The organism is Achromobacter anxifer (assembly GCF_903652925.1).
GTDB classification, from domain to species: Bacteria; Pseudomonadota; Gammaproteobacteria; order Burkholderiales; family Burkholderiaceae_B; genus Achromobacter; species Achromobacter anxifer.
Genome location: NZ_CAHLAR010000005.1, coordinates 278,424 through 301,781 on the forward strand (window position 1 = coordinate 278,424; position 23,358 = coordinate 301,781).

Annotated in this window: 27 protein-coding genes; all 27 read left to right on the plus strand. The window is 60.9% G+C overall.

Translation table 11 applies throughout. The annotated features are described in order from the left end of the window. Positions 1–109: 109 nt before the first annotated feature. The 27 genes from HWY37_RS17985 (at position 110) to HWY37_RS18115 (ending at position 23,356) form a co-directional block, all read left to right on the plus strand. Positions 110–1,561 (plus strand): cation:proton antiporter, encoded by a 1,452-nt coding sequence (locus HWY37_RS17985; RefSeq protein ID WP_176089399.1) that lies wholly within the window; start codon positions 110–112, stop codon positions 1,559–1,561. A 62-nt stretch (positions 1,562–1,623) separates the two neighbouring features. Then, on the plus strand, positions 1,624–1,842 hold the full coding sequence (locus HWY37_RS17990) for a hypothetical protein (RefSeq protein ID WP_176089400.1): 219 nt from the start codon (positions 1,624–1,626) through the stop codon (positions 1,840–1,842). Between the two features lie 159 nt (positions 1,843–2,001). Next, positions 2,002–2,892: a hypothetical protein gene (locus tag HWY37_RS17995; RefSeq protein WP_176089401.1), complete on the plus strand. Its 891-nt coding sequence runs from the start codon at positions 2,002–2,004 to the stop codon at positions 2,890–2,892. A 195-nt stretch (positions 2,893–3,087) separates the two neighbouring features. After that, positions 3,088–4,419, plus strand: a complete 1,332-nt coding sequence (locus tag HWY37_RS18000; RefSeq protein ID WP_176089402.1) for a hypothetical protein — start codon at positions 3,088–3,090, stop codon at positions 4,417–4,419. 142 nt (positions 4,420–4,561) lie between these two features. Then, on the plus strand, positions 4,562–5,194 hold the full coding sequence (locus tag HWY37_RS18005) for a hypothetical protein (protein WP_176089403.1): 633 nt from the start codon (positions 4,562–4,564) through the stop codon (positions 5,192–5,194). A gap of 9 nt (positions 5,195–5,203) precedes the next feature. Then, positions 5,204–6,766, plus strand: coding sequence for a type II secretion system protein GspD (locus HWY37_RS18010; protein ID WP_176089404.1), 1,563 nt, complete (start codon positions 5,204–5,206; stop codon positions 6,764–6,766). After that, positions 6,766–7,560: a hypothetical protein gene (locus HWY37_RS18015; RefSeq protein ID WP_176089405.1), complete on the plus strand. Its 795-nt coding sequence runs from the start codon at positions 6,766–6,768 to the stop codon at positions 7,558–7,560. Before HWY37_RS18010 ends, HWY37_RS18015 begins: the two co-directional genes overlap by 1 nt. A 36-nt stretch (positions 7,561–7,596) precedes the next feature. Beyond that, complete coding sequence (locus HWY37_RS18020; RefSeq protein WP_176089406.1) at positions 7,597–7,965, plus strand: hypothetical protein; 369 nt, start codon at positions 7,597–7,599, stop codon at positions 7,963–7,965. Positions 7,966–7,969: 4 nt separating this feature from the next. Next, entirely contained in the window at positions 7,970–8,290 is a 321-nt protein-coding gene (locus HWY37_RS18025; RefSeq protein WP_176089407.1) for a hypothetical protein, read from the plus strand. 314 nt (positions 8,291–8,604) lie between these two features. Continuing rightward, positions 8,605–9,063 carry a hypothetical protein gene (locus tag HWY37_RS18030; RefSeq protein ID WP_176089408.1) on the plus strand — a complete coding sequence of 153 codons (459 nt, stop codon included), beginning with the start codon at positions 8,605–8,607 and terminating at the stop codon, positions 9,061–9,063. 136 nt (positions 9,064–9,199) lie between these two features. Then, on the plus strand, positions 9,200–9,421 hold the full coding sequence (locus HWY37_RS18035) for a hypothetical protein (RefSeq protein WP_176089409.1): 222 nt from the start codon (positions 9,200–9,202) through the stop codon (positions 9,419–9,421). A gap of 17 nt (positions 9,422–9,438) precedes the next feature. After that, positions 9,439–9,885, plus strand: coding sequence for a hypothetical protein (locus tag HWY37_RS18040; protein WP_176089410.1), 447 nt, complete (start codon positions 9,439–9,441; stop codon positions 9,883–9,885). A gap of 116 nt (positions 9,886–10,001) precedes the next feature. Next, positions 10,002–10,565, plus strand: a complete 564-nt coding sequence (locus HWY37_RS18045; protein WP_176089411.1) for a hypothetical protein — start codon at positions 10,002–10,004, stop codon at positions 10,563–10,565. A 10-nt stretch (positions 10,566–10,575) separates the two neighbouring features. Continuing rightward, positions 10,576–11,271, plus strand: a complete 696-nt coding sequence (locus HWY37_RS18050; protein ID WP_176089412.1) for a hypothetical protein — start codon at positions 10,576–10,578, stop codon at positions 11,269–11,271. Between the two features lie 141 nt (positions 11,272–11,412). Beyond that, positions 11,413–11,853, plus strand: coding sequence for a hypothetical protein (locus HWY37_RS18055; RefSeq protein WP_176089413.1), 441 nt, complete (start codon positions 11,413–11,415; stop codon positions 11,851–11,853). A 148-nt stretch (positions 11,854–12,001) separates the two neighbouring features. After that, positions 12,002–13,510: an RCC1 domain-containing protein gene (locus HWY37_RS18060; protein WP_176089414.1), complete on the plus strand. Its 1,509-nt coding sequence runs from the start codon at positions 12,002–12,004 to the stop codon at positions 13,508–13,510. A gap of 215 nt (positions 13,511–13,725) precedes the next feature. After that, positions 13,726–15,195, plus strand: coding sequence for a GspE/PulE family protein (locus tag HWY37_RS18065; RefSeq protein WP_217706394.1), 1,470 nt, complete (start codon positions 13,726–13,728; stop codon positions 15,193–15,195). Beyond that, a complete protein-coding gene (locus HWY37_RS18070; protein WP_176089415.1) occupies positions 15,192–16,379 on the plus strand; it encodes a type II secretion system F family protein in 1,188 nt (395 codons plus the stop codon). The genes HWY37_RS18065 and HWY37_RS18070 overlap by 4 nt, the downstream gene beginning before the upstream one ends. A gap of 13 nt (positions 16,380–16,392) precedes the next feature. Further along, positions 16,393–16,953 (plus strand): hypothetical protein, encoded by a 561-nt coding sequence (locus HWY37_RS18075; protein ID WP_176089416.1) that lies wholly within the window; start codon positions 16,393–16,395, stop codon positions 16,951–16,953. Further along, positions 16,953–17,465 (plus strand): hypothetical protein, encoded by a 513-nt coding sequence (locus tag HWY37_RS18080; RefSeq protein WP_176089417.1) that lies wholly within the window; start codon positions 16,953–16,955, stop codon positions 17,463–17,465. Before HWY37_RS18075 ends, HWY37_RS18080 begins: the two co-directional genes overlap by 1 nt. A 44-nt stretch (positions 17,466–17,509) precedes the next feature. Next, on the plus strand, positions 17,510–19,009 hold the full coding sequence (locus HWY37_RS18085) for an RCC1 domain-containing protein (RefSeq protein WP_176089418.1): 1,500 nt from the start codon (positions 17,510–17,512) through the stop codon (positions 19,007–19,009). Positions 19,010–19,120: 111 nt separating this feature from the next. Beyond that, the gene (locus tag HWY37_RS18090; RefSeq protein ID WP_246302342.1) at positions 19,121–20,074 is read left to right on the plus strand and encodes an MYG1 family protein; all 954 of its coding nucleotides are present in this window, start codon (positions 19,121–19,123) and stop codon (positions 20,072–20,074) included. Between the two features lie 33 nt (positions 20,075–20,107). Continuing rightward, positions 20,108–20,749, plus strand: a complete 642-nt coding sequence (locus HWY37_RS18095; protein ID WP_176089419.1) for a GIN domain-containing protein — start codon at positions 20,108–20,110, stop codon at positions 20,747–20,749. 12 nt (positions 20,750–20,761) lie between these two features. Beyond that, positions 20,762–21,469, plus strand: coding sequence for a hypothetical protein (locus HWY37_RS18100; RefSeq protein ID WP_176089420.1), 708 nt, complete (start codon positions 20,762–20,764; stop codon positions 21,467–21,469). A 168-nt stretch (positions 21,470–21,637) separates the two neighbouring features. Further along, positions 21,638–21,886, plus strand: a complete 249-nt coding sequence (locus HWY37_RS18105) for a hypothetical protein (protein ID WP_176089421.1) — start codon at positions 21,638–21,640, stop codon at positions 21,884–21,886. A 34-nt stretch (positions 21,887–21,920) separates the two neighbouring features. Next, on the plus strand, positions 21,921–22,562 hold the full coding sequence (locus tag HWY37_RS18110) for a hypothetical protein (protein WP_176089422.1): 642 nt from the start codon (positions 21,921–21,923) through the stop codon (positions 22,560–22,562). A 113-nt stretch (positions 22,563–22,675) separates the two neighbouring features. Next, complete coding sequence (locus HWY37_RS18115) at positions 22,676–23,356, plus strand: PDZ domain-containing protein (protein WP_176089423.1); 681 nt, start codon at positions 22,676–22,678, stop codon at positions 23,354–23,356. The last annotated feature ends 2 nt before the right edge of the window (positions 23,357–23,358 follow it).

Sequence of the window (23,358 nt, forward strand, 5' to 3'; positions counted from 1 at the left end):
CAAGTGTGTTGCTGAAAACGTGAAATAAGGTATACTAAAAGGCGTCGTTTTGCTGTTTTCCGCAAAATGACGCCTTCCTTTTTACAACAACACCGAGCAGGGCTTCACCATGTCTGTATTCCAGGGCATTGGCATTCTATTCACGGTCGTCGCGCTGTGCGGCTTCATCAATTTCAAGTGGGTCAAACTTCCGGACACCCTGGGCATCACGGCGGTGGGCCTGGCGCTGTCCGCTATCGTGACCGCAGTAGGCGTCAAGCATCCTGGGATGACCGAGGCCGCCAAAGCAGCGATCAAGCAGATTGACTTCACCGACGTGGTGTTCCACGGCCTGCTGAGCCTGCTGCTCTTCGCCGGATCCCTGCACGTTGACCTGACGCGCCTGAAGCAGCAGAAGCTCTCGATTTTCCTGCTGGCCACGGTTGGCGTGTTGATCTCGACCGCGGTGGTCGGCGGCGGACTGTACTTCGTCCTGAGCGCCCTCGGCACTCCTGTCAGCCTGCTGATCTGCCTGATGTTCGGCGCGTTGATCTCCCCGACGGACCCGATCGCGGTGCTGAGCGTGCTGAAGAAGGCAAAGGTCGCGCCGGAGCTCGAGGCGAAGATCGCCGGCGAGGCGCTGTTCAACGACGGGACGGCTGTGGTGGCCTTCATGACCCTGCTGGGCCTGGCAACGGGCACCGCGACCCTCAGTGCGGAATCCATTGCCCTGTCCCTGGCCAAGGAGGTCATCGGGGCCGCCGTGCTCGGCCTGATCGTTGGCTACGGCGCCACGCTCATGCTGCGCCAGCTCGACAGCTACGCCGTGGAGATCCTGATCACCCTGGCGCTGGCCACCGCAGGCTTCAGCCTGGCTGAGCAGCTGCACGTCTCCGCGCCGCTCGCTGTGGTGATCATGGGCCTGGTCATCGGCAACCTCGGCAAGCAGGCCATGTCCGAAAGCACCCGTGAGCACCTGTTCTCGTTCTGGGAGCTGCTCGATGAGCTCCTGAACCTGCTGCTGTTCGGCCTGATCGGCCTGGAAGTGATCGCGCTGACCATGGACTGGGGCGTCATCTGGCTGGGCCTGCTCGCGGTACCGGTGGTCCTGGTGGCCCGCGCCGTCAGCGTCGGCATTCCCTTCCTGGTGCTGAGCAACTTCCGCAAGCGCACCAGCCCCAACACCGTGGAGATCATGACCTGGGGCGGCCTGCGCGGCGGTATTTCGATCGCACTGGCCCTGTCGCTGCCCATGTCGCTGGACGGCCGCGACACGATCGTCGGTATCACCTATGTCGTGGTGATCTTCAGCCTGCTGGTGCAAGCCACCACGCTGGGCAAGTTCATGGGGTGGCTCAAGCGAAAGGACGCGGCCCGTTACAACCCGCTGCTGGCGGGAGACCCTGAAGAAATCGCCAAGCGGATCTGCGACATGGTCCCTGGCGGCCAATACTCCCTCGAAGATCCGGTGGAGTACCGGGGGTCAGCCGTCACTCAGCTCCCTATGGGATCCAGCGGCCCAGTCAACCCAATGCTCCATGGAGAACCGGACGAGATCTTCCAGGGCATCGTCCGGCGCTAAGCGGATCAACACGGAATTCGGCTCCGCATCTGGTCAGCCGATCTGAAGAAAGGAAGTATGAGATGGAGATTTTTGGATTCTTGAGCGGGTTTGCCGCTGGAGCCATCGTGGGCTTCGTGGTTGTGGCCATCGTCGGCTACTGGCTGTACCTGCGCGCGGTGGCCAAGCTCCAATCGCTCCCGGCGACTGCGCTGGCAGCAGCCACCGACTTCGCGAAGGAGAAGGGCACCGGCCTGGCTATTGAAACGCTGTCACGCCGCCTGTTCGCCAAAAAGAGTTAAGCGCTCGGCTCCGTTCGACACCTGACCAAAGCCCCTGGGCCCATACCAGGGGCTTTTTCTTTTGCCGCGCGACGGCCGCACGACTCTATACCCGAAGGAGGACATCCAGAAACCAGCGCCAGCGGCAGTTCATGCCCGGCTAACCCGAAAGGAAAAACCATGAGCGAATCCCACACCCAGGCACCAATGACGCCCGAGCAGTTCCCCACGTTGCGTGCGGTCCGAAGCAATCCACATCGTTTTGACGAGGCGATCGATCAGGTCGCCGAAGGACTGGCATCCGACAGCATACGAAACGTGGTTCTCCAGGAGGTGAAATTCACCCTGGGGAACATCGTCGAGGAGGCATGGAAGAAGCAGGTCTGCGAACCGCACATCTACGGCAAAGGCAAGGAGTTGCCCAAGGCGGTCGAGGAGCTGTTCTGGAGCATCTCGCTCATGTGCCTTCATGACGTCATTGCCACCGGCAAGAAGGTCGCCAAGACCAAGGTGGAGGATCCTGCCGTGGACGCCATGCGCGCCTATTGCAAGGAAGTCCTGCCCCTGGCTGAAGCGGTCGCCTACCTGAAAGGGAAGGTGGTCAAGGGGCGCGCAGCCAGCTCGGCCCCGGCCAAGCCGGTGAACCCGAACAAGGTGGTCAAGACCTGCCCGGTGTGCTTCCGGCCCATCGCAGTGGTCAACGGCGCCATGGCACACCATGGCTACCAGCGACCTGGTATGGGATACCAGACGGCCAGCTGCAACGGAGTCATCTTTCCGCCGCTGGAAGTCTCCAATGCGGGGCTCGTGTGGCTGATCGGCTCGCTGCGCAAGCGGCTTGAAGAGCAAGAACAGGCCTACAGGGATCGCGCGTCAAAGCCGGAGTACCTCATGGCACGCCGCGAACGCACAGGTCCGCTCGAGAAAATTTCTCGTGGCGATCCGATGTGGTCCCGGCTGTTCTCGCGGTATGTGGCCGAGATCCAGCAGGAGATCGGCGCCATCAACCACGCCCTGCCGGAGTTGGACAAGCGCCTGGCTGAGTGGAAGCCTGAAGCCCAGCCCGAGTGATATCTGCCAGGACGTTTGACCTGGCCCCCTCAAGCCTCTGTCCCCAACAGGATGGAGGCTTTTCATATTGTGAAGCTGTGGCGGCCGTGGGCGCCCGCGCGTTGGGCTCGAGCTTGCCTATACGAGGTTGAGGAAATCCATCAACCCCCGCCGAAGTTCACGACCGTGACAAGGCAAATCTGAAAGGTAGAAACCATGAACCGCAACCTGAGCGCATTCTCTCTGAAGAACCAAGCCCGTGTGCTGGCACTGTCGAACCTGCGCCCGGAGACCATCCTCGGCGCGGAAGGCATACCGTTCGAGCTGCGAGCCCAGGCCATGCCTGGCGTTGTCGACGTTCGTCATTCCATATCCGATGTGGATTCCATCCATCCGGAGGGAGATTCGATCGAAGTCAAGGACCTCATGCCGCTGACTCCCGAGTTCGAGACTCGGATGGTCGTAACGGACCGCCACATTGTGGTCGGCGGTGTGATCAGCGACCAGGACTCCAGTGCGGACAATCCGATCGACGGCAATGGCGATGGCAAGATCGTCCATCGTGGTCGCCGTCGCGGTGATGCAGCCCAAGAGCGCGAGTTCTACAAAGCGCTGGGCCGCGACTCCGATGGCAACAAGGACCTGACGTTGGATGAAGTCCAGCTCGCGGCAGTCGAGAACGCGTTGTCGGTGATCCGCAAGGATCGCTCGGCGATGACGTCGCTCGCAAATCGTTGTCGCGCCCGTGGCCGCTCCGGCCGCTGGGTGGACATCCTGGCCTACGTGAAGGACATGTTCCTGCGCGCCGGCTGGGCCTATGCGATGGACGAGCTGGCCAGCGAGCTGTTCGATGAACGCTATTGGACGCGCGTCAGCGGCCTCGAGCGTGACCCGTTCACCGATCTCGAATACGCCTTGCGCGAAGACGAGGTCGAGAAGGTCTGGGAACGCCTGCTGGACGAAGGCAAGATCGGCAATCCATTGGCCGTCATGCTGGACATCTACGAGCACAGTGCTGTGAGCTACAGCATCTCGGGTGAAGGGATGCAGTGCCGCTGGGACACTTCTGGTGGCGCAGCGGTCTGGATCCCCGATGCCGATGCCGTGGCAAACATCACTGGCAATGTGCTGGAGGCGCTGGGCTTCGGCAAGGTGAAATACTTCGGCGCCTGCGGCAGTGAATCGGATCCCCTCCGTGCCTGCTACAGCCTCGATGGCGGTGTCACCTGGAGCGAAGACTTCCCCACCTACGCGAAAGCACAGGCGGCTCTTCTGGAGCTGGCTAGGCCTGAACTGGGTGAGGCCGTCGATCAGGCTATGCGCAAGGAGGCTTCCCGCTACGTGCGCGCCATGCTCGACGGCTACAACAACTGGGCAAATGGGTGGGTCTACGGTGTCGTTGTGTATGTGATCGATCGCCACACCGGCGAGAAGATCGACGACCACGACGTCGAAGACTGGGGAATTCTCGGCAGTACCGACGCAGATTCCCAAATGGAGGACACGATCCTGAGCCTGGTCGCCGACTTGACCAAGACTGTTCACTAAGCACCTCTGGCCCAGCTTCATGCTGGGCCGTTTTTCATTTCCACAGTCTTCCTCAGAACCGGCTTTCGGCCAAAAGGCCTGTTCTACCTATACTAAAAATCGCATGCCGAGCTGCCCGAGAGGATGCTCGGATTCTTTCAGTTTGAAGGGCCTCATTCTCGTGACCACATCCATGGATTCCCGCGCGCGGCGCGGTCCGTCTCGCCCAGCGGGTGCGCTCAAAGGACTCTGCGCCGGCGCAATCGCAGCAGCTCTTTTCACGCTTGGGTCGGTGGCTCATGCAGACGTCTTCGGCGGCCAGAGCGCCAGCAAGGACACCGAGCAGCTGCGCCAGCGGCTCAGCCAGCTCGAGCAGGACATCCGTCTACTAAAGGAAAGCGGCGGAGCGCCAGCAGCGCCGGGCGCCGCCGGCCCGGGCAATCTCACGCTACCCGAGCCTCCGGAAGTGAAGGCATCTGTCCCCAAGACCTACCGCGTTGTCGGCGAGGTCAATGGCCGTTTCCTGGTCCGGGCCGGCAACGCCCGGATGCTTTTCACCGCGGAGGAGCTGAAACAGTTCGACCAAGAGGAGGCCGAACGCGCGCTGGCAAAGGCCGCCCAGCCCGACGCGGCTCCCGCTGCCTCGGCCCCTGGCAAGCCAACAACTCCGCCGCCAGCCGTCGGACCAACTTCTCGCGTTGGCCAGGCGCCCGTGCCGCCGGCCAAACCTGCCGCTGCTGCTACGCCTGCCGCAACAACAAAGCCCGGTACACAACCAGCTACAGCCAAGAAGTAAGGCCAAACCATGAAGAAACTCCTGATCCCCGTACTCATTTCTGCTGCACTGGCCGGCTGCTCGGCCTTCCCGGAGAACTACGAAAAGAGCATGACCATGCCTGAGGTCGTGGACAACATGCCCGATGGCTGGAACACGCTGCCTGCGCTGACTACGTACCCGTCGCAGGCGGGCAAGGTGGTGCGCAAGTTCAATGACATCCCTGAAAAGGTCGCCAGTCACAAGGTCAAGATCGACCTGCGGCCGGGTGAAACCTTCACGCTGGACGACATCCTCTTTGCCCTGCGCGTTCAAGGATTGCGGGTCGTCTCGCGCCTGTCGACGGAATCGGCGGGCAAGACCTGGCTGACCTATTCCTTCGACGGGACCCTGAAGGAGTTCATCGACGAACTGACACTCACTGAGAACGTGTCCTTCGAGTTCCGCAATGGCGTCATCTTCATCACGGAAAGCAGCCGCTATGCCGCGACGCTGACTCAGCACAAGGACTACATGAAGTGGATCGAGGAGGCGGTCAAGCAGATGGGGGGCACCAACGTGCGGGGCGACGTGTTCTCCGGACAAGTGGTGTACTTTGCAAAGCCGGATGTCGCTGAGTATCTCGAGGAGTATCTCGCCAACTTCGCGCGAAATGCGGCGAAGATCAAGCTCCAAGTCGCTGTGCTTACCGTGACCATGCACAAGGACAAGAACCTGGGCTTCGACTGGTCGCAACTGGCTGTGCAGGGCGGCGGCCGCGGGATGGCGCCCGGCATCACTGGAGGCAATGGAACAGGCCTGGGCAACCTGGATCCACAGGCGACAACCGGTGTGGGCACTGTCCCCGGTACTGGCACGGGCACTACGGGTACCGACTTGGTCACCGAGGCAGCAAAGGTGGCGCTTGGCACGATGGGCGGGTTCTCCGGCGGCGAAGGGTTCATCTATCGCTTCCGAAACAGCAACTTCAGCCTTACGGCCGCCATCAAGGCCCTGTCCACCTACGGCAACGCGCGTACCGAGCAGAACGTCATCCTGGAGACGATCAGCGGACTGCCTGTTGAAATCAAGTCTGGCAACGACATCCCCTACGTGAAGTCGATCGGATCGGCCACGGCTTCCGGTGGCTCGACTACAGGCTCGGCCACTACCGAAATCATCCAGTCCGGGCTCAAGATCGAGATTACGCCGCTGTATGACGCGACAGATCGCGTAGTGACGGCTGAAGTGGCTGTCGATCTTTCGTCTCTGGTGGGCTTCCGTGAGCTGCCAGCGGGTCTGAACCTCGGCACGCTGAGCCAGCCTGAGATGCAGAAGATGGAGTTCAAGAACGTTGGCAGCCTGGCGCTGGGCGACACGGTGATCGCCGGTGGCATTACCTACGACCAGATCACGAACAACTACAACAATCTGCCGGGCATGGAAAAATTGCCGACCGGTTCCAAGGCCGAGAAAATTTCCCGCAACCAGATGTTCATCGTCCTGCGTCCCACCGTCACCGTGGGCGACACGACTCTCAACGTCCGGCCGATGCCGCTCACGGTAGGCGCACGTGCGCATCCGGTCTCCGCAGCTGAAGGAGAGAGCAAGTAATGAAGTCTTTTCGCAATTGGAAGCCCTTTACGAAGGCGCGCCCTGATCCTCTCGGTGGTGCGACTCCTGGTGCTGACCAGGCAGGAGGAGCTGCGGCCGGCGCAGGCAAGGGCGAAGAGCCCGATGGCCTGCCCATCTTTCTGATGGTGGGCTCGCTGTCGGGGGCTTCTCGCAAGGACGCCGAAGCCTATGCGCGAGGACTGGCGGACAAGCTCCTGACCTCGGTCGAGCTCGGCCGGATCCACGTGTACGACGATCGCGATCACGGCCGGATCATCTACGAGATCCACGAAGGCGGCCCGCAGTTTTCGATCGCGGCGAAGGTCGCCGAGGCGCTGGCCAACGGCGAGCAGGTCCGGATCGCCCTGGCCGACGGAAAACACCTGGCCATCGAGCAGACGCACGACCAGCTGTTCTCGCTCGTGCACCACGACGACGAGGAAAGCGACCTGCGTGAGCCAGGGGACGTCCGGCAGATCACTGAGTTCGTGAGCGATACCAAGCTGTCTGCCATCTATCCCGATCGCAATGGCCTGGCGGCGCTCGGCGGCGTGCTACTGGGCACCTCGCTGGTGGCGTTCCTCGTGGCTGGGGCCCTGAACGTGATCATCAAGTCGGGGGCGACGGAGCCGGACGCGCTGTTCGCATTCGCGAGCAAGGGTGTGGTGGCGGATGCCTCCGACAACCCTGCCTGGCAGCTTGAGCGTGCGCGCCAGGCGGCCGAGAAGGAGGGTAAGACCATTCGCGTATTGCGCAAGGATGCGCGCGGCTGGAACTGGGAGTTTCAGCCCTGATCGCGGCCGAGCCGCTGACCGAACCTGACATAAAGCATGAGTTCCTACATCAAAACCCAACGCAGCAATGTGGTCTTTTTCATCGTTGGCGCCGCGCTGTCGGTGGGCCTGCTGGGTGGGGGCGCCTATCTTGCAAAGGACGCCCTCACGAAGAACAGCGAGGGTCTGTCCGTGTCGGACAAGGCCTGCCTTGCCACGATGCGTACGAACGGCTTCAGCCCGTCCAAGCGGCCCAATGGCGATTTGCAGGTGATCCTGGTGCGCAACGAGAACCTGGAATCGCTGGTGCATCAGTCTGGAGTGCTTGTGGCCAGCTGCCCGGGCTATCGGCTGAAGGAATACTGCGCCGGTCCGGGCTGCTCCAAGCCTGGCATCAGTTTCACCCTCACCCCCAAGACGATGTGACGGCATGACCCTGTGGATGTTCTGCTTACCACTGATCCCTGTGGGCGTCCTAGCTGCGGGTGTCGTGCTTGCGCGTCGCAAGTCGCACCAGGTGCTCGCGAAGGCCATGCGTCATCCGGAGCAGGTCGAGCAAGCCTGGCTGGCAGGGCCCAGCGGCTCGGTGCGGCTGGAAATCCAGCTCAAGGGGCGTAGGTCGTGCACCGTCGCCGACCATTTCACCTGGCAGCGAGCGGCGGAGAGCCTCCGCGCCTCCGGCGTGCCCCTTGATGACCGCCGCTCGCTTGCAGGAGGCGCTGGAAACGCAGCTCAGCCATCACGCGACTGACCGTGCCCAAGCCCGGGCCAACATGACGACCTCCGCTTGCTCCAGGAGGTCGTTTTCGTTTCACCACATGAAAAACGAGCCCTGTTTGCAGGCCAATCCTGGCTCGCCGCCTGAAAGTTAATGGAAAAAGTACAGCAAACAAAGGGAGATTCGTTAGCACGCAAGAAATTTGATGTCGTATATCAAAAAACAGCGTTCATGCCAGGCACCTGTGTCTATACATGTTCGTGACCGATGCACAACGCAGAGTCCAACCCCGCAGCGGAGATAGTTTCCGCAGCGGTATCTCGATACCCCATAGGAGTTCCTGAACCATGTTTTCTTTGATCATCACGATCGTTTCCATCGCTCTCGTCGTTGCCCTGGTCGCGGCCACCATGTACCACGGTGGTGACACGCTGACGACCGGCCGCGCCAAGGCCGACGCCGCTGCCTACGTTTCGGGCGCCCAGCAAATCTCCGGCGCTGCCGTGATGTACCAATCGCTGGAAGCCGCTCCCGCTGCTGACGTGGCCACCCTGGTCACCGGCAAGTACCTGTCCTCGCCCCCGGCGCTGAAGAACGGCAACGTCTTCGTCATCGGCACCAACGGTACCGACCGCGTGGTCACCGCCGGTGTCGCCGCTGCCGACGTGTGCGAAGCCATCAACAAGTCGGCCGGCATGAGCGACGCCGACGCCAAGACCGCGGCCGCTGCCGCCACGGCACCGGCCACCGCTTTCGGCTGCTACACCAGCGCTGCCGACACGCTGACCTTCCAGTTCAAGTTCTAAGCAAGGGCTGGACGCGCCGGGCCGCGAGTTTCGCCGGCCCGGCGTTTTTGTATCCAGAGGTGAGGTCGAAGTTCTGATTGTCGGGCTATCGATGCCACCACATCGGAAATCGAACGTTTTCACCTATACGCAGATCATGAGCCAAAAGCACCCTGTAGACCTCTTCAAAGTTGCGCAACGAATGGACGTCGTGCTCGGCGTTGTGTCGGTGATCGCAGCGGTCTACCTGACCGTGAACGGCGCCTTTGGGCTGGCCGCTCTCCTGGGCCTGGGTGCGGTCATCAGCTTTGCAAGTGCAAAGTTCATGCCAGCAAAGTGGATCCTTCGTCGGATCCTGATGGCTCGCCCGTCGCGTTAAGAAAAAAGGATTCTTCCATGTTCAATCTGATTCTCGCCGTCATCGGAGTTGCCCTGGTCGCGCTCTTGGTGTTCGCAACCAGCTACTACGGTGACGACTCTCTCTCCAAGGGCCGTGAAGAGGCAGAAATCGCACGCTCGCTTAACGAAGTGAGCCAGATCAAGGGCGCGTTGGTTGCCTATTCGGCTCGAACGGGGCAGCACGCGCAAAGCCTCGATGATCTGGTCGGATACGAGCTCAAGGCCATCCCGGAAGGGTGGGGCATTTCTCTGCCAAGCCAGAGCGCCTTCGAAGCTTCGCAGGTCATTGGCGGCACCGAAGCCAAGCGCCGTTCCTCGTGCGTTGAAATCAACAAGCGTCTGGGCCTGACTGCCGATGAGCCGCCGGCCTGCGCGGACATCCCGTCCGACTTCACCGGCTGCTGCGTTGTTCCTGATGCAGATGAAGGACAGCCTCCGGCCTGACCCAAGCACCCTGCCGCAAAGCGCCCTTTGGGCGCTTTTGCTTTTTTGGGGGTGTGTTGCGGATGGTAAGAACGGCGATATACTAGACCAACACGAACTTCGACGATTGAAATACTATGTTGATGCACGCCCCCGTACTGTTCACGCTTCACGCGTACGTCACAGCCCAGGACCATTCGCGCTTCGGCGTCGCCAAGTTCGCTATGGGCCCGAAGGGGCAATTTCCGACTCCGCAGTCGCAGGCCTCCGCGTTCGAGGAGGTGCTGTCGATAGTGATCAAGCCCGGTGGCGAGCTTCGCCCAATGACCAAGCCGGAATTTCTCTCCCGCCTCACAGGCGAGCCCTCGGTGACCTATGGTGGATCCGAGTTCGTCCCGTTCCAGGAAGGAATGGAGCTGCTGGAGACGGATCTGCATGGCCCGGTGTCGTTGGAGATGGAAATCTACATCACCAGTGGTGAGCAGACCGGTATCGTGACTGTGGACGTGGGTGAGCGTGGCCGCTACGCCAGCCAGGCGTACCTCAAGGCTGAGTTAGACAAGGTTCTCTCAGAACTGCCCGAGGGCTTCCGGCCCATGAACAAACGCGAGTTCTTCCAAGCCCTCATGGCAAAGCACACCGGCGGGATTACCGTTCCCGTGGCCGTCCCGGGCGCCCCTGATTTCGAACCACTGTTTTAAGGGGCACGCAATGGACGTTCTGCTGCCTATCGCGCGGGTTCTCAAGGTCTGCGACCCGTTCACGAATCCCTGGACTGATGAACCGTTCACCGTCGAGGACGTGAAGCGGGCCATCTCCGAGAACCGGCTGCGCGAGACTTCGTTTTCCAAGTGCTCGAACTCGGCTGGCTGGACCACCCAGATGCACATCGAGCGTATTGCCTTCCTGGCCGTGCGCGGATGGAAGGGAGCAATCGAAATCGATGTAGGCGTTCCCAGGCTCGGCTGCCACGTGTCTTGGCCGTTGCAGGATGGGAATCATCGGATGGCGGCGGCCGTTGTCCGCGGTGACCAGTGCATTCTCAGCTGTGTGGGCGGGTCCGTCGACTACGCCTTCGAGCTGTTCGGTGTCGATATCTCGGGGGAGCCCGCAAGCGAAGCCGACGCGAGCACGCCCGGGGCCAAGAACCTCGAGGCGATCATCCGTGCGAATCCAGGCGCGGTGGCCATCGTGGATAACGACTCCTGGCGGCTCTACAAGAGCGATCCATATGCCGCCGAGCGCGAGGCCACCGCGAACGGCCATGAGCGCTGGGAGCAGGAGAACTTGCTGGCCACGGACCGAGACATCGAGCCTATCGAGGAAGGTCTGGGCGGGGGCGGCTATGGCGGTGATCTGCTGACCGTTCTGGCCAAGATGGCTGGCATCGAGGTGCAAGGCGTCTAGCGGCCTATGCTGGACCACGCAAACACGAGTTCGCACATCGCAGAGCCGCCCGATCGTGACTGGAGCACTGGTCCCTGGGAAGCCGATTGCCGCACGCGCCTGGTGCGTCAACGCGGGCCCACTGATTGCGGGGTGGCATGCATGGCGATGGCTACCGGGACGACCTATGAGGCGGCGCGCGCGGTGTTCGAATGCATCGGGCTCGATCGTCAGCAGCATCCATTCTCTTCGAACTTCAAGCAGCTGCTGCGCGCCCTCCATCGGCAGGGCCATCAAGCTCAGATGCGACGCTGGGGTGGATGGGAACACCTGGAGGGAGTGGGCATCCTCAAGATCAAGCGGCGGGAGGACGGCCGCTTTCATGACGCGCACCGGATCGACGATACACCTGCCAAGAAAACACATCGGGAGATATGGCACTGGGTCGTTGCGGAGCGACATTCGACGCTGGGGTACGTGCTTCGGGACCCCGCAGTTCCCCTCGCCGCATTTGGGAAGCCGCCGCTCGATACGCCGTTCTGGTCGGGAGGGGAGCGGCTGGTGCATGGAAACTGGATCAGCGTGAAAACTGCTCAGAGGTAGGGGCGTGACGAGATTTCTCACCTAGACGCCTGGCCATCCCGCTTCCTCAACTCCCACCTACTGTAAGCGGCGCCAGGCGCAATTTGTCAAATGCTCGGTTAGGAAGCGATATCGCTATACGTGGAATAGCACTTTTAGCGAATTCATCATGTCCCGCATCAACCGTATCCTGACGTGTCTCGCCGTTTCCGCCTTGCTCGCGCAGCCTGGGCTCGCGGCCGCGGGCGGGTTCTTCGTCGTCACCCCCAGCCCCGGCAAGCTGGTGAAAGCCCCTGAAGCCAATGTCATCGTCACGCTGACCCCGGCGGAGCTGCCGGCTGCGACGGTACAGACGCCCTACAGCTTCAACATCGCGGACCTGGTACGGGTCACCGGAGATCCAACCTTCGACCCTGGCGCCGTCAAGTTCGAGGTGTCTAGCAAGGATGGCAGTTTCCCCTCCGCGCTGGTGATGGATGAGCATGGCCTTCTAAGTGGTTCGGCCGCGGCGAGGACGACCCCAACTGGATCTCGCTTCGAAGTGCAGGCCACGTACAAGGACAAGTCGGGCCGCCAGACCTACACCATTATTGTGAATGGCAGGCCATTGCAAGCGGTGGCGATCGCAAAGGCGGGATCCCATGCATGCGCGGTGACCCCGGAGGGGGGGCTTGTCTGCTGGGGTGCCAACGGATCTGGCGAGCTTGGGGATGGCACCACATTTCCGCGAGCCAGCCCAGTCCCTGTCGTCGGTATGGCGTCGGGTGTAACGGCTGTCGCCGTTGGGGGCACCAATACATGCGCGATCCAATCTGGCGGGCTGAAGTGCTGGGGCTACAACGGCGCTGGCCAGCTGGCGGATGGCACCACGCAATCATCCCGTGTGCCACTGTCGATTCCCGGAATGAACGCTGGAGTCACCAAAGTTGCAGTAGGCAACGCATCGACGATCTGTGCCGTTCAGTCTGGCGCGGCGTACTGCTGGGGATACAACAGTCAAGGTCAGGTGGGCGATGGGACAACAACCGGACGTACGCAGCCGACGCAGGTAGTTGGACTTACTTCAGCAGTCACGGACATCTCTACCCGTTCCGGGCACTCATGCGCGGTTCAGGGGACCAACGTAGTGTGCTGGGGCGCAAACTATGCCGGCCAGATTGGCGATGGAACAACTGCCCTTCGATTTACGCCGACCACTGCGATCAACCCGGGGCAAATGGGCCGCTACGTCGCGGTGGGAAACGATCACACCTGTGCAATCTACTACCAAGGCGTTCCGCCGCGTGATACACGCCGGGTTCGTTGCTGGGGAGCGAATGCTTCGGGACAGTTGGGTGATGGCTCAACTGCGGGATCGCTGATTCCACTGGAATTGAACATTACGCAGCCCAGCGCGGTTACCGCAGGAACAGGATTTTCGTGTGCCTCGACAGCGAGCGGAGTTGCTTGCTGGGGAGCAAACGGAAGCGGCCAGCTTGGCACAGGGGATACCGGAGTTCGCCAGACGCCATCGGCCGTTGTCGGTTTGGGGGCGGTCTCGCAGTTCAGCGCGGGGGATGACTCCGTATGCGCTATTCAGTCCGGTCTTGCGAAATGCTGGGGAAGTAATGCGGGTGCCAGTTTGGGCGACGGCACCACGGCTACCAGGCTGACACCAGTTTCGGTCCAGCTTCAGTGAACGACCGTCAGTAACCGCATAACGAGCCGCACAACCGTGCGGCTTTTTTCTGCGCATGTTTAACCTGGTCAACCTCCCTGAGGCCATAGGCCGGAGGCAAAAAGCATGCTTGTGCCTATACTAATTTCCGATGCTAACCAGCGTGGCGATGCCGGCTGGCCGCTCCGCATTTAGTAGTACGCAATGCGTGCTCACACAACATCAAGGCTTCACACGTGCAAGAACTCAGTCGTCTCCTCTTGGATCGCAAGCTGATCACCAAGGAGAAACTCGCCGCCGCGGAGATGGAACAGACCGTCACCCGTGAACGTCTGAACAAGATCCTGGTGCGAAAGGGGTTCATCCGCCAGGACGTGCTCTTCGAACTACTGCGCGAGATCAATCCCAACTCGCTTCATGATGAAGCGGTTTTTCAGTCTGCCATTCCCCCCGAGATCCTCATCAACACGCGGAGCATGATCACTGCTTCGGTGGGCAACACGCTCTACGTCAGCACGCTGTCCAATCCCACGATGGTGCGCAAGGCCTTCGAGCCGTATGCAGGCGACTATCGGCTGGTGTTCACCGCGACGAACCCCGCGCGGGTCACCGAATACCTCGAGCAGGTTCGAGATGCTGCGGGTGGCAACAAGCAGTTGACCTGGGAAAAGATCTTCTTTGATGCCATGCGTTCGCGGTGTTCGGACATTCACATTCTGCCGGACTCCAACGTCTACACAGTGATGACCCGTCTCGACGGGATTCTGCGGCTTTCGCACGCGGGCACGCTTGACGAGTACGTCGCTCTGATCTCTCGTATCAAGGACCTGTCCAAGATGGACATGGCGGAGCGCCGTCGGCCGCAGGACGGTGGCTTCTCCATGGAGTACGCCGGGCGCATGGTGTCGTTCCGCGTGGCGGCCATCCCCACCAACAACGGTGAGAAGCTGGTCATCCGGATTCTGGACCCGGACTCCGCGCATGTGCAGCTGGACAAGCTGGGCATCTCGCGCGTCGATCTCTGGCGCCGTGCCGTCGGCAAGCCTGGTGGCCTGTGCCTTATTTGCGGGCCCACAGGCTCAGGCAAGACCACGACCCTGGCGGCGACGCTGCGGGAGATGAACTTCCTGGAGCGAGCCATCTACACCGCCGAGGACCCGGTCGAGCACCTGATTCCGTTCGCGACCCAGGTGAACATGAATGAGCTGGTGGGGCTGACGTTCTCGACGGCCGTGCGCGCGTTCATGCGGGCCGACCCGGACGTGATCTCGATCGGTGAAGTCCGTGACCTGGACACCGCGGTGAACGCGCTCAAGGCCGCGGAGACGGGCCACTTGACCGTGGCCACCTTGCACACGGATTCGATCCTGGTGACGATCGGCCGTCTCATCCACATCGGCGTGCAGCCACACGAGCTGCTCCACCTGCTGCGCGGAATCATGGTGCAGCGCCTCATGCGCACCTACTGTTCCGCCTGCAAAGGCAAGGGCTGCGCAATCTGCCACCAGTCGGGCTACAAGGGCCGCGAAGTGGTGTCGGAGATGGCAAGTTTCGATACAGCCGACGACGTGCAGGCCGTGATCGACGGAAAGGTCTCCTGGCGAACCATTCAAGAGGACGGTCGGGACAAGGTTCTGGCCGGGCGCACTTCGCCCGCCGAGTTCGAGCGCGTGTTCGGTATCAGCATGGATGAGGTGCCCGCATGAAGACGTTCAAGGCAAAGCACATGGTTTCCGGGCGCACCGTGGAGACGGTGCTCTCGGCGCCTACGCGGGAGGACGCTGAGCGCCAGGCCCGGCGCATGCGCGGCCAGCTGCTGTCCCTGAATTCATCGGGGGGCGGCCCGGGCTGGTCTCGGATGTCCCTGGAAGACCGCCTGGTGTTTTTCCAGCGCCTGGCGTCCATGCTGTCCAGCAAGGTAGGGGTCTCTGAAGCGCTGGGCATCATCTATCAGTCCTTCACGGGTACGGTGCGGGAAGCCTCGCGGATCCTGCGGGACCGTATCGAGGCTGGAGACGACTTGCCCGATGCGCTGGAAGCAGCCGGGCCGCGGTACTTCCCGGACGTGGCCGTGGCCATCATCCGTACCGGTGCGCGCGGTGGCGACCTTGCGTATGCCATCCGCGAGGCTGCGCGCTTCGAGCGCGAGTTGAGCCGGGTGAAGAAGGAGTCCGGCAAGGGCATCTGGAGCGCGCTGATGGGCTTTGTGGCCGGGGTTGTGACCATCCTGGGCTCGACCATGTACGTGGCGCCCATGATCATGAAATCCAGCCTGGTCAGTATCTCGGGCGACGGGGTGAACGTGGGGTGGATCATGTCCATGGCCAACGTGGTGACCTGGATCGCCGTTGCGGCCGCAATCATTGTCGGTGGCCTGTTCACTTTCGGCGTCGTACTGCGTCCGCTGGCGCCGGCGGCGGTCGACCGTGTCATTGCCAAGATTCCCTACTACCGGGACATGGTGATGGCCAAGTCCAACTACATGGTGTTCTTCGGTTTGGCTGTGCTTTTGAAGGCGGGCCTGCGCGTAGAGGAGGCCCTGAAGCTGACGATTGAGGGGGCGCCTAAGGGTGAGCTGCGCAATGACCTCGAGCGTGCGCTCAAGGCCATCGTGAAGGGGACGGTTCGTCCGTGGCCCTACGAGATGCACATGCTGCACCCCACCGACAAGGCGGCGCTGGCCACAGCCCAGGACCGTGAGCAGACGGCGCGCACGATCGAGGAGCTGGCCATCCAGTACCAAAACCTGTATCGCTCGCGCCTGGAGACCTTCGTGCCCGTCGTTCAGGGCTTCTCGGCCATCTTCCTGTCCCTCGCCGGCTTCGTTCTGTTCGGGGTTTCTGTCGTGCCACTGCTCCAGAGCACGTCGTCGATCATGAACATGCTGTAAGGAGCGGAATACCATGGTCAATCTGATCCTCGTCGTCATCAGCATCGCGCTGCTGGCCGCGCTGACGGCAATCTCCATCAGCCATGTGCCTGCGGCGGCGCTGCAACGCCAGGTCGTGTTCAAGGAGACCACAAAAGGCCTGCGCCTGCTCCAGAACGCCAATGTGCGCTACTTCCAGGCACACCGGGACGCCGATAACAAGGTGATCTTCCCCGGCGCCGACATCAACATGCTGCCGCTGCTGGTTCCCACCTATGGCTTCATGCCGGCCAATGTACGCAGCACGTTCACCTGGGAGGCCCAGACTGGGTACCTCTTCGGGATGCCGGCCGCTTACGTCTGTGTGAAGCCCCTCCAGGCGTCGCCTGAGGATCGGGACGTCTTGCTTCCCATTAAGGCTCTGATGCCGCTGGAATCCGCCTATCTGGGTAACACCTGCGGTGCTACGGCCGACTTCGCGGGCGGCACTCACCTCACAGTCTGGCTGATTCTGTCGCACTACGACGGCCCGCCGCCGCCTCCACCGGGCACGACCAACACCGCGCCGGAACCCGCTCCTGAGGCGCAGCTTTGATGGCGAATGCGCCGGCGCCCGCCGCTCCCGACTTCACGCCCTGTTTCCACTGGCCACAATCGCCGTTGACGGCGCGCGCGCTGCTTGCCCTGTCCCGGGTGACGGCTCCACTCTACCCGGCGGAGGCGAAGCTTCTTGAGGAACGAGCCGAGCTCATCTCGCTGGAGATCGGTGTTTGCTGGCCAGAAGGGAAGGCGCCACCGCTCCTGTTCGCGGAGGAGCCTGTCCTTTTGGCAGCGTTTCACCTGGGTGTCCAGGAGGCTCAATCGCAGCAGGCGCATCTTGAAGATGGGGGGCCCGATATCGTCTGTTTCGGCGAATGGTGGATGGATTGTGACGGCCTGACGGAGCGGCGCGCGCTCGTGGTGAAGGAGGGGGAGCATTTCTGCGCAGGGTTCGAGACGTCTTATCGGGGTGGCGACGGACAGATGTCCTGGGACGGCGAGGGGTATCCAACCAGATCAGAAGCCATGGCTGCCGCAGAAAACGGCCTGAGAGCGTCATCGTTCTGAAGAAAATAGCTATACAAGGGGCTTACGTCCCAACTCATTCTGTCATGTCCTTCAAATCATTCGTATCGCGCGGTCGCTTCGCACTTTCCGTCCTGGCCGTTGCAGCGGTATCCAGCTGCACTGGCGTAGCGCACGCATCCAATTACTTCATGGTCACGCCCCTGCCTGGCAAGCAGTCCGGTGGGAACCCTATGGAGCCTGTCTCGTTCCAGCTGAATGCAGGCGCGCTGCCTGAGGGCATGATCGGCAAGCCCTATAGCGCGGAGCTCAGCCCGTTCCTGTTTGTGAAGGGCGACCCGGACTTTGTACCGGCCAGCGTCTCCTGGTCTGGCGCGTCGCTGCCGGAGGGTCTTTCGATCGGCCCTGACGGCGCAATCACGGGGACGCCGATCGTCAAGGACCTGAAAGGAGCCCAGATCTCCGCAAGGGCTCAATACAAGACGCACCAGGCGTCGCAGACGTACACTATCGTCATTGCCGGGCAGGTCTTCCGTTCTTCCGGAGTGTCGATTGGCAATACGCATGCCTGTGGGATCACCACCAACGGCGGCGCAGCCTGTTGGGGCAGCAATGTTTATGGCGAGATGGGTAATGGGAACATTGAGTACATTCCTGCTTCGCGTCCGGTTCAAGTCCTGGGAATGAGTTCTGGGGTGTCCGCCATTGCGGCGGGGTCACAGTTCAGTTGTGCTGTTCAGGATGGCGTTGCCAAATGCTGGGGCTGGGGCGGTGGCGGTCGGCTGGGTAACGGGAGCACATCGAATTCACCTGTACCTGTCCAGGTGCTGGGCTTGACTTCCGGTGTTACAGCGATTGCCGCCATGAGCTCAACAGCTTGTGCTATCCAATCGGGTACCGTCTGGTGTTGGGGGATGGGTGGAAACGGACAGCTGGGAAATGGTGCAACCAACGATTCGTCGATCCCGGTGAAGGTTGCAGGCCTTCCCGCCCCTGCCGCCAGTATCTCCCTTGGCGGGGCGTTCGCCTGCGCATCGTTGACCAATGGGTCTGTGTGGTGCTGGGGTTCAAACGCAAACAAGCAGGTGGATCCAACGAACACGGATCTTGCAATTTCATCTCCGCGACAGCTCCCGGGTGTATCAGGTGTGACGCGCATTGCTTCGGCTAATGCGTCCACCTGCGGAGTGACCGCCACCGGTGTTCAATGCTGGGGCGGCAACGCACTTGGTCAGCTTGGACGCGGCACGTCAACGACTATGGAAGGGCCAGGACCCGTCAACGGTCTGGCAGGAGTGCAAGGCATCTTCGGCATGTACGACGGCTTCTGCGCGACTACGTCGCAAGGTGCAGTCTCGTGCTGGGGCAACAACAGCACTGGTCAATTCGGGGTTGCTGGTCGCCAGCTCTCACCTGTTCAGATGCCGGGAGTGACAGGGGTGTCGACAATGGGTGGCGGTAACGGAAGCCTTTGCCTGGTTCAAGACGGAAATACCCTTTGCCGCGGATCGAATGGCAACGGCCAGCTGGGCAACGGCACGACAACGCGCACTGACGTTCTGACCGAGGTTCTGGCGCCGGCGTGATTCTGCGGATGGTGTAGATATGGCCGGCTCACCGCCGGCCTTTTATCGTCTTGTGTTGGCAAATGAGCGTTAGTGGGTATACTACGCAGCTTATTTTAGGCATCGACTCGCATGATCACAATCGCTACCCATTCCGGCAGTCACCACGCAGACGATGTTGTGGGCGTTGCCATCCTGATGCATCTTCATCCTCATGCCAGGCTACTGCGTACCAGGGACCCGGAACAGATCTCGCAGGCGGATTTCGCCGTGGATGTGGGTGGAGAGTGGGATTCAGCCCGGGGGCGCTTCGACCATCACCAAAAGGGATTTGCGGGCGCGCGCGCATCTGGTGTCGTCTATGCCAGCGCGGGACTGGTATGGGACGCTCACGGTCGTGATTTCCTGTACTCGCTGTATCAGGACCTCAGCGCGGACGATCTCGATCTGCTGCATCAGCGTATCGACGACGATCTGGTGCAGCACGTGGACATGGCGGACACTGGAGCTGCGGCCGGCGCCGCCGGGCGCTTCGGGTTCTCCATGCTGATCGACGCCTTCAACGTGACCCGTGAGGAGATCGAAGCCTCGGCGGTGCCCAATACCCCCGAGCGTCGAGCCTTCATCTTCGAGAGCCGCAGCTACAACAACTTCATGCAGGCAGTGCGCCACGCCGGCGTGCTGCTGGAGCGCTGCGCAGCCCACGCCTACAACGCCATGCGCAGTCGCGCGCTGGTGCTCGAGGCGGAACAACAGGGAAATGGGCACATCCTGGTACTGCCGGCCGCGGGCCTGGATTGGATCCCCGTCGTTTGCGAGAGCATGCCGGACGTGCTCTTCGTGGTCTACCCGGATTCGGCGGACGCTCAGCACCAGGTCCGGACTGTGCCGGTGACGGCAGAGTCGTTCACGGCGCGATGTGATCTTCCGGCTGCCTGGGCGGGCCTGCGCGATGTGGATCTGGCCCAGGCCACCGGCGTCGCGGACGCGGTCTTCTGCCACAATGCGCGGTTCATCTGTGGCGCCGCATCGAAGCAGGGCGCAATTGCCCTGGCAACCCTGGCACTCGAGGCAGCTCTCAGCTGACTAGCCGTCACCCACCCGAAAGCAGCATTCAGCATGTTCTCAGCCCTTGCGATTGGACGCTGGTTCGGCCGCACTTCCCCCACGCCGGACACCTCGCAAGAGCCTGTCTCCCGGCCGATGGACATTCCGGATTTCACGGCCATCCAGGCGGGCGGTGCCTTCAGGATCAGCGTGGTTCCCGGCCCGCGGTGTCAGGTTGTATTGCGCGCGATGCCTGAGGTGTTGAAGGTCCTTACTGCTCGGGTGGTCGGCAGCCAACTCATCCTGGATATCTCGGAAAACATCAACACCCCTGGACCCATCGAGGCGGACATCACGATGCCGGCGCTCCATGCTATAGAGCTGAGCGGCGCGTCCAAGATGGAGCATCTGGCGGTCAGCGGTACGGAGCTCCATGTCGACCTCTCGGGCAGCGCGAAGGCGGAGATGTCGGGCCAGATCCACCGCCTGAAGCTGGCGGCGTCGGGCTCCTCCCAACTGGCCGGGGGTATGTTGTCGGTGAGCGAGGTCCAAGCGCAGCTCAGTGGGTCCGCGAAGGCCCGTCTGCATGTCACGGCCAAGTTGGGCGTGGCGGCATCTGGATCGGCATCGCTTACGGTGACCGGGAATCCGAACGAACAGCGTATTCGGCAGACAGGGGCGGCTCGAGTGCGGGTCTCGCATGGCGATCAGTGAAAGGTAAAGCATATGGCCAACGAAAAACTTGCGGTGGATCCATTTGAGCAATCAATCAGGGCGGCCGCACGGAGGAAGTTCTTTATCCTTGGGGCCGTGTTGGCGGCGGTCATTGGTTGCGCCAACTTGGTTATTCGCCTTATGGCCGACATCAGCTTTGATGTCTCCAGCGTGGCTCAGTGGATAAACGAGGCCGCGGCCACTCTGGTGCACGCACTCTTGGCGATGGGCGGTATGTATTCGACCAAGGTACATGGCTTGGCTCTCGCGGGCTGCACTGCCATCGTGTTATGGGCCGAAGTCGACGCTCTGGCTTCCCTACAAGCCCTGAGACGTCGGTTAAGTTTGGAGACCGGCGATGCATCCCTGGATCAGATCGAGCAGAAGGCGAGAAAGGTGTTAAAGCGCTTGAAAGCCTGGCAGATGTCAATGCTCTTGATCTCGAGCGGGACCTTCTGGTGGTTGTCCTTGTGCGATATCGATGTCCCGAACAACAGTCCAGTTGAGGCCCTGGTATTTCTGCTCGCTACGTGGGCCATAGTGTCACTGGCGGTAGGGCTCTGCGAAGTCGTCGCACTGATCGTATTGAGTAAGACCGCGCCGTATTTTCTCCCCAAAGAGGTCGGGGTGAAGCCCTGGCAGCATGCTGATGCTATCGGCATGTGCATCAGGGCCAAAATTTATGACCTTCGCAGCAAATTTTCTTCGACTTACGCTTAACGGCGACTGAAAAGTGTTGCAGATTCGCCGATTTCTGTGAGCCGTAGTGGGCAAAAAGTGCTTGGATAGCTATACTTTATTCAACTTATCCACTTTCTTGAGACACTAGATCATGAACTGCCTACCGATATCGCGCCTTGAGCTGCCTACCACCTGGGAGATGTCTGTATGAACCGCATCCCGAAGGAATTCGCTCCGTTGGTCAAGGATGCTGTGGCCAAGGGCCAGGTGACCTTGGAGCAGGGCGGCCGCCACTTGTGTGCCCGCCGCGCCGACGGCTCCAAGCAGATCATCCCAGGATCCCCCAGCGACCATCGTGCGTTGGCCAACTTCAAGGCCCAGTTCCGCAAGTTCGTGGCCGGGCTGCCTGATACGCGTCAGGCACGTCGGATGACCGCGATGGCCGGAGCCCACTGATTCGCACTTCCTTGTCAGGACGAAAGGACATACCGTGAGTTTTCTGACACACAACCCCCTCCCTGCCAAAGCAAAGAATGAGCTCGCGTACCTATCGCTGTTGAAGACGGTGCGGCCAGATGCAATTCGAACATTGGACGATCATGATGCGTCCTCTTTGCGTGGCTGGCTCCAACAACGTCAGCAGCAATTTGCCGACTTGGAACGTCAATTCGTTCGCTGCTATGAGTTTGCTTTCAGGGCTTTCTTTGTGGTATCGCTTACCTTAATCGGCACACTCGTCACGATAATGATTCTGGGCCGGCCCCACGGTGGTGTTGCGGGCGAGTTCATTTTCATCGGCATCGGCTTCAGCTGTTGTCTTATTGCGGCGATAATCAGTTTCATGTGGTGCTTAGCGCTGGTGAGGAAGCTGGTGCGTGGACGTGCCTTGCCGTTCAAGAACCAAGCGGATCGGCTGGGGCCCTTGAACGAAAGCCGGGACGGTTGCAGTGAACTGCTTGAGCTGGTTCGATCCTATCCCGAAATCTTGGCATACCGAAATGATGTCATCGGGGTTGGGCGCCAGCTGTTGCTGATTGATTTGGAGATGGCGTATGAGCTTCGAGATGAGTTGGAGGAGGCGCAAGCCAAGGCCATTCAACTGGAGGCATGTCGTCAGCTTCATGCTGTCTGAAGACTCACCGAACATCGTCTTGCATCCTGGTTCAGCATCGAGAGCTAACCGCCGGATTTCAACAGTATGTAGCAACTGAGCTACACAGCCTTGTCAGTACGAAAGGACATCTCGTGAGTTTTCTGAAGAAGTATCCTCTTCCCGCGCATCGCCGTGAAGAAAAGAAGTATCTCGAGCAGCTCGAAAAAATCGAGTCAAATGACTTGCGCGGGTTGGGCGACTCAGAGCTCGCTTGGCTGCGCGCCTGGCTTCAAGAGCGGTACGAACATAGCAAGCATCGTGTCGAGCAATTGGATGCCATTTTTAACTTGCTGGGTGTTGTCTTTGTTGCTTCCTTGGCAGGATACGTTGGGCTGATGCTTGTGAAGTTTCTCCACAGCCGATCTGTGGATTGGGTGATGGTCCTGTTCAAGAGCCCGTCTAGTGCACAGTGGTTGGATAATACTGCGGCAGGTTGTCTGGCGTTGATCGCTTTTTTATTTTTCGTTTTTTTCATCCTTGTGATCCCTCACGACAGAGTTAAAGTGAGGGCTGGCCAGTTCAATACCCAACGTCGTCGCTTGGCTCCTCTCAGTGAGACTGGCGGGTGCATGAAAATGCTTGAGCTGGTAGATGAATACCCAGAGGTTGCCGCTTACCGAGACGACGTGCTTCGAACAGGTCGTGAAATCTTGAAGATTGACCTTGAGATTGTCACGCAGCTGAGCGACCACCTCCTCGCCGCGAACGTCATCAAGAGCCATGAAGCGGCCTGTCGTCGTCTTCATGGACTGCCGGCCAAGGTTGAAGCCTGATC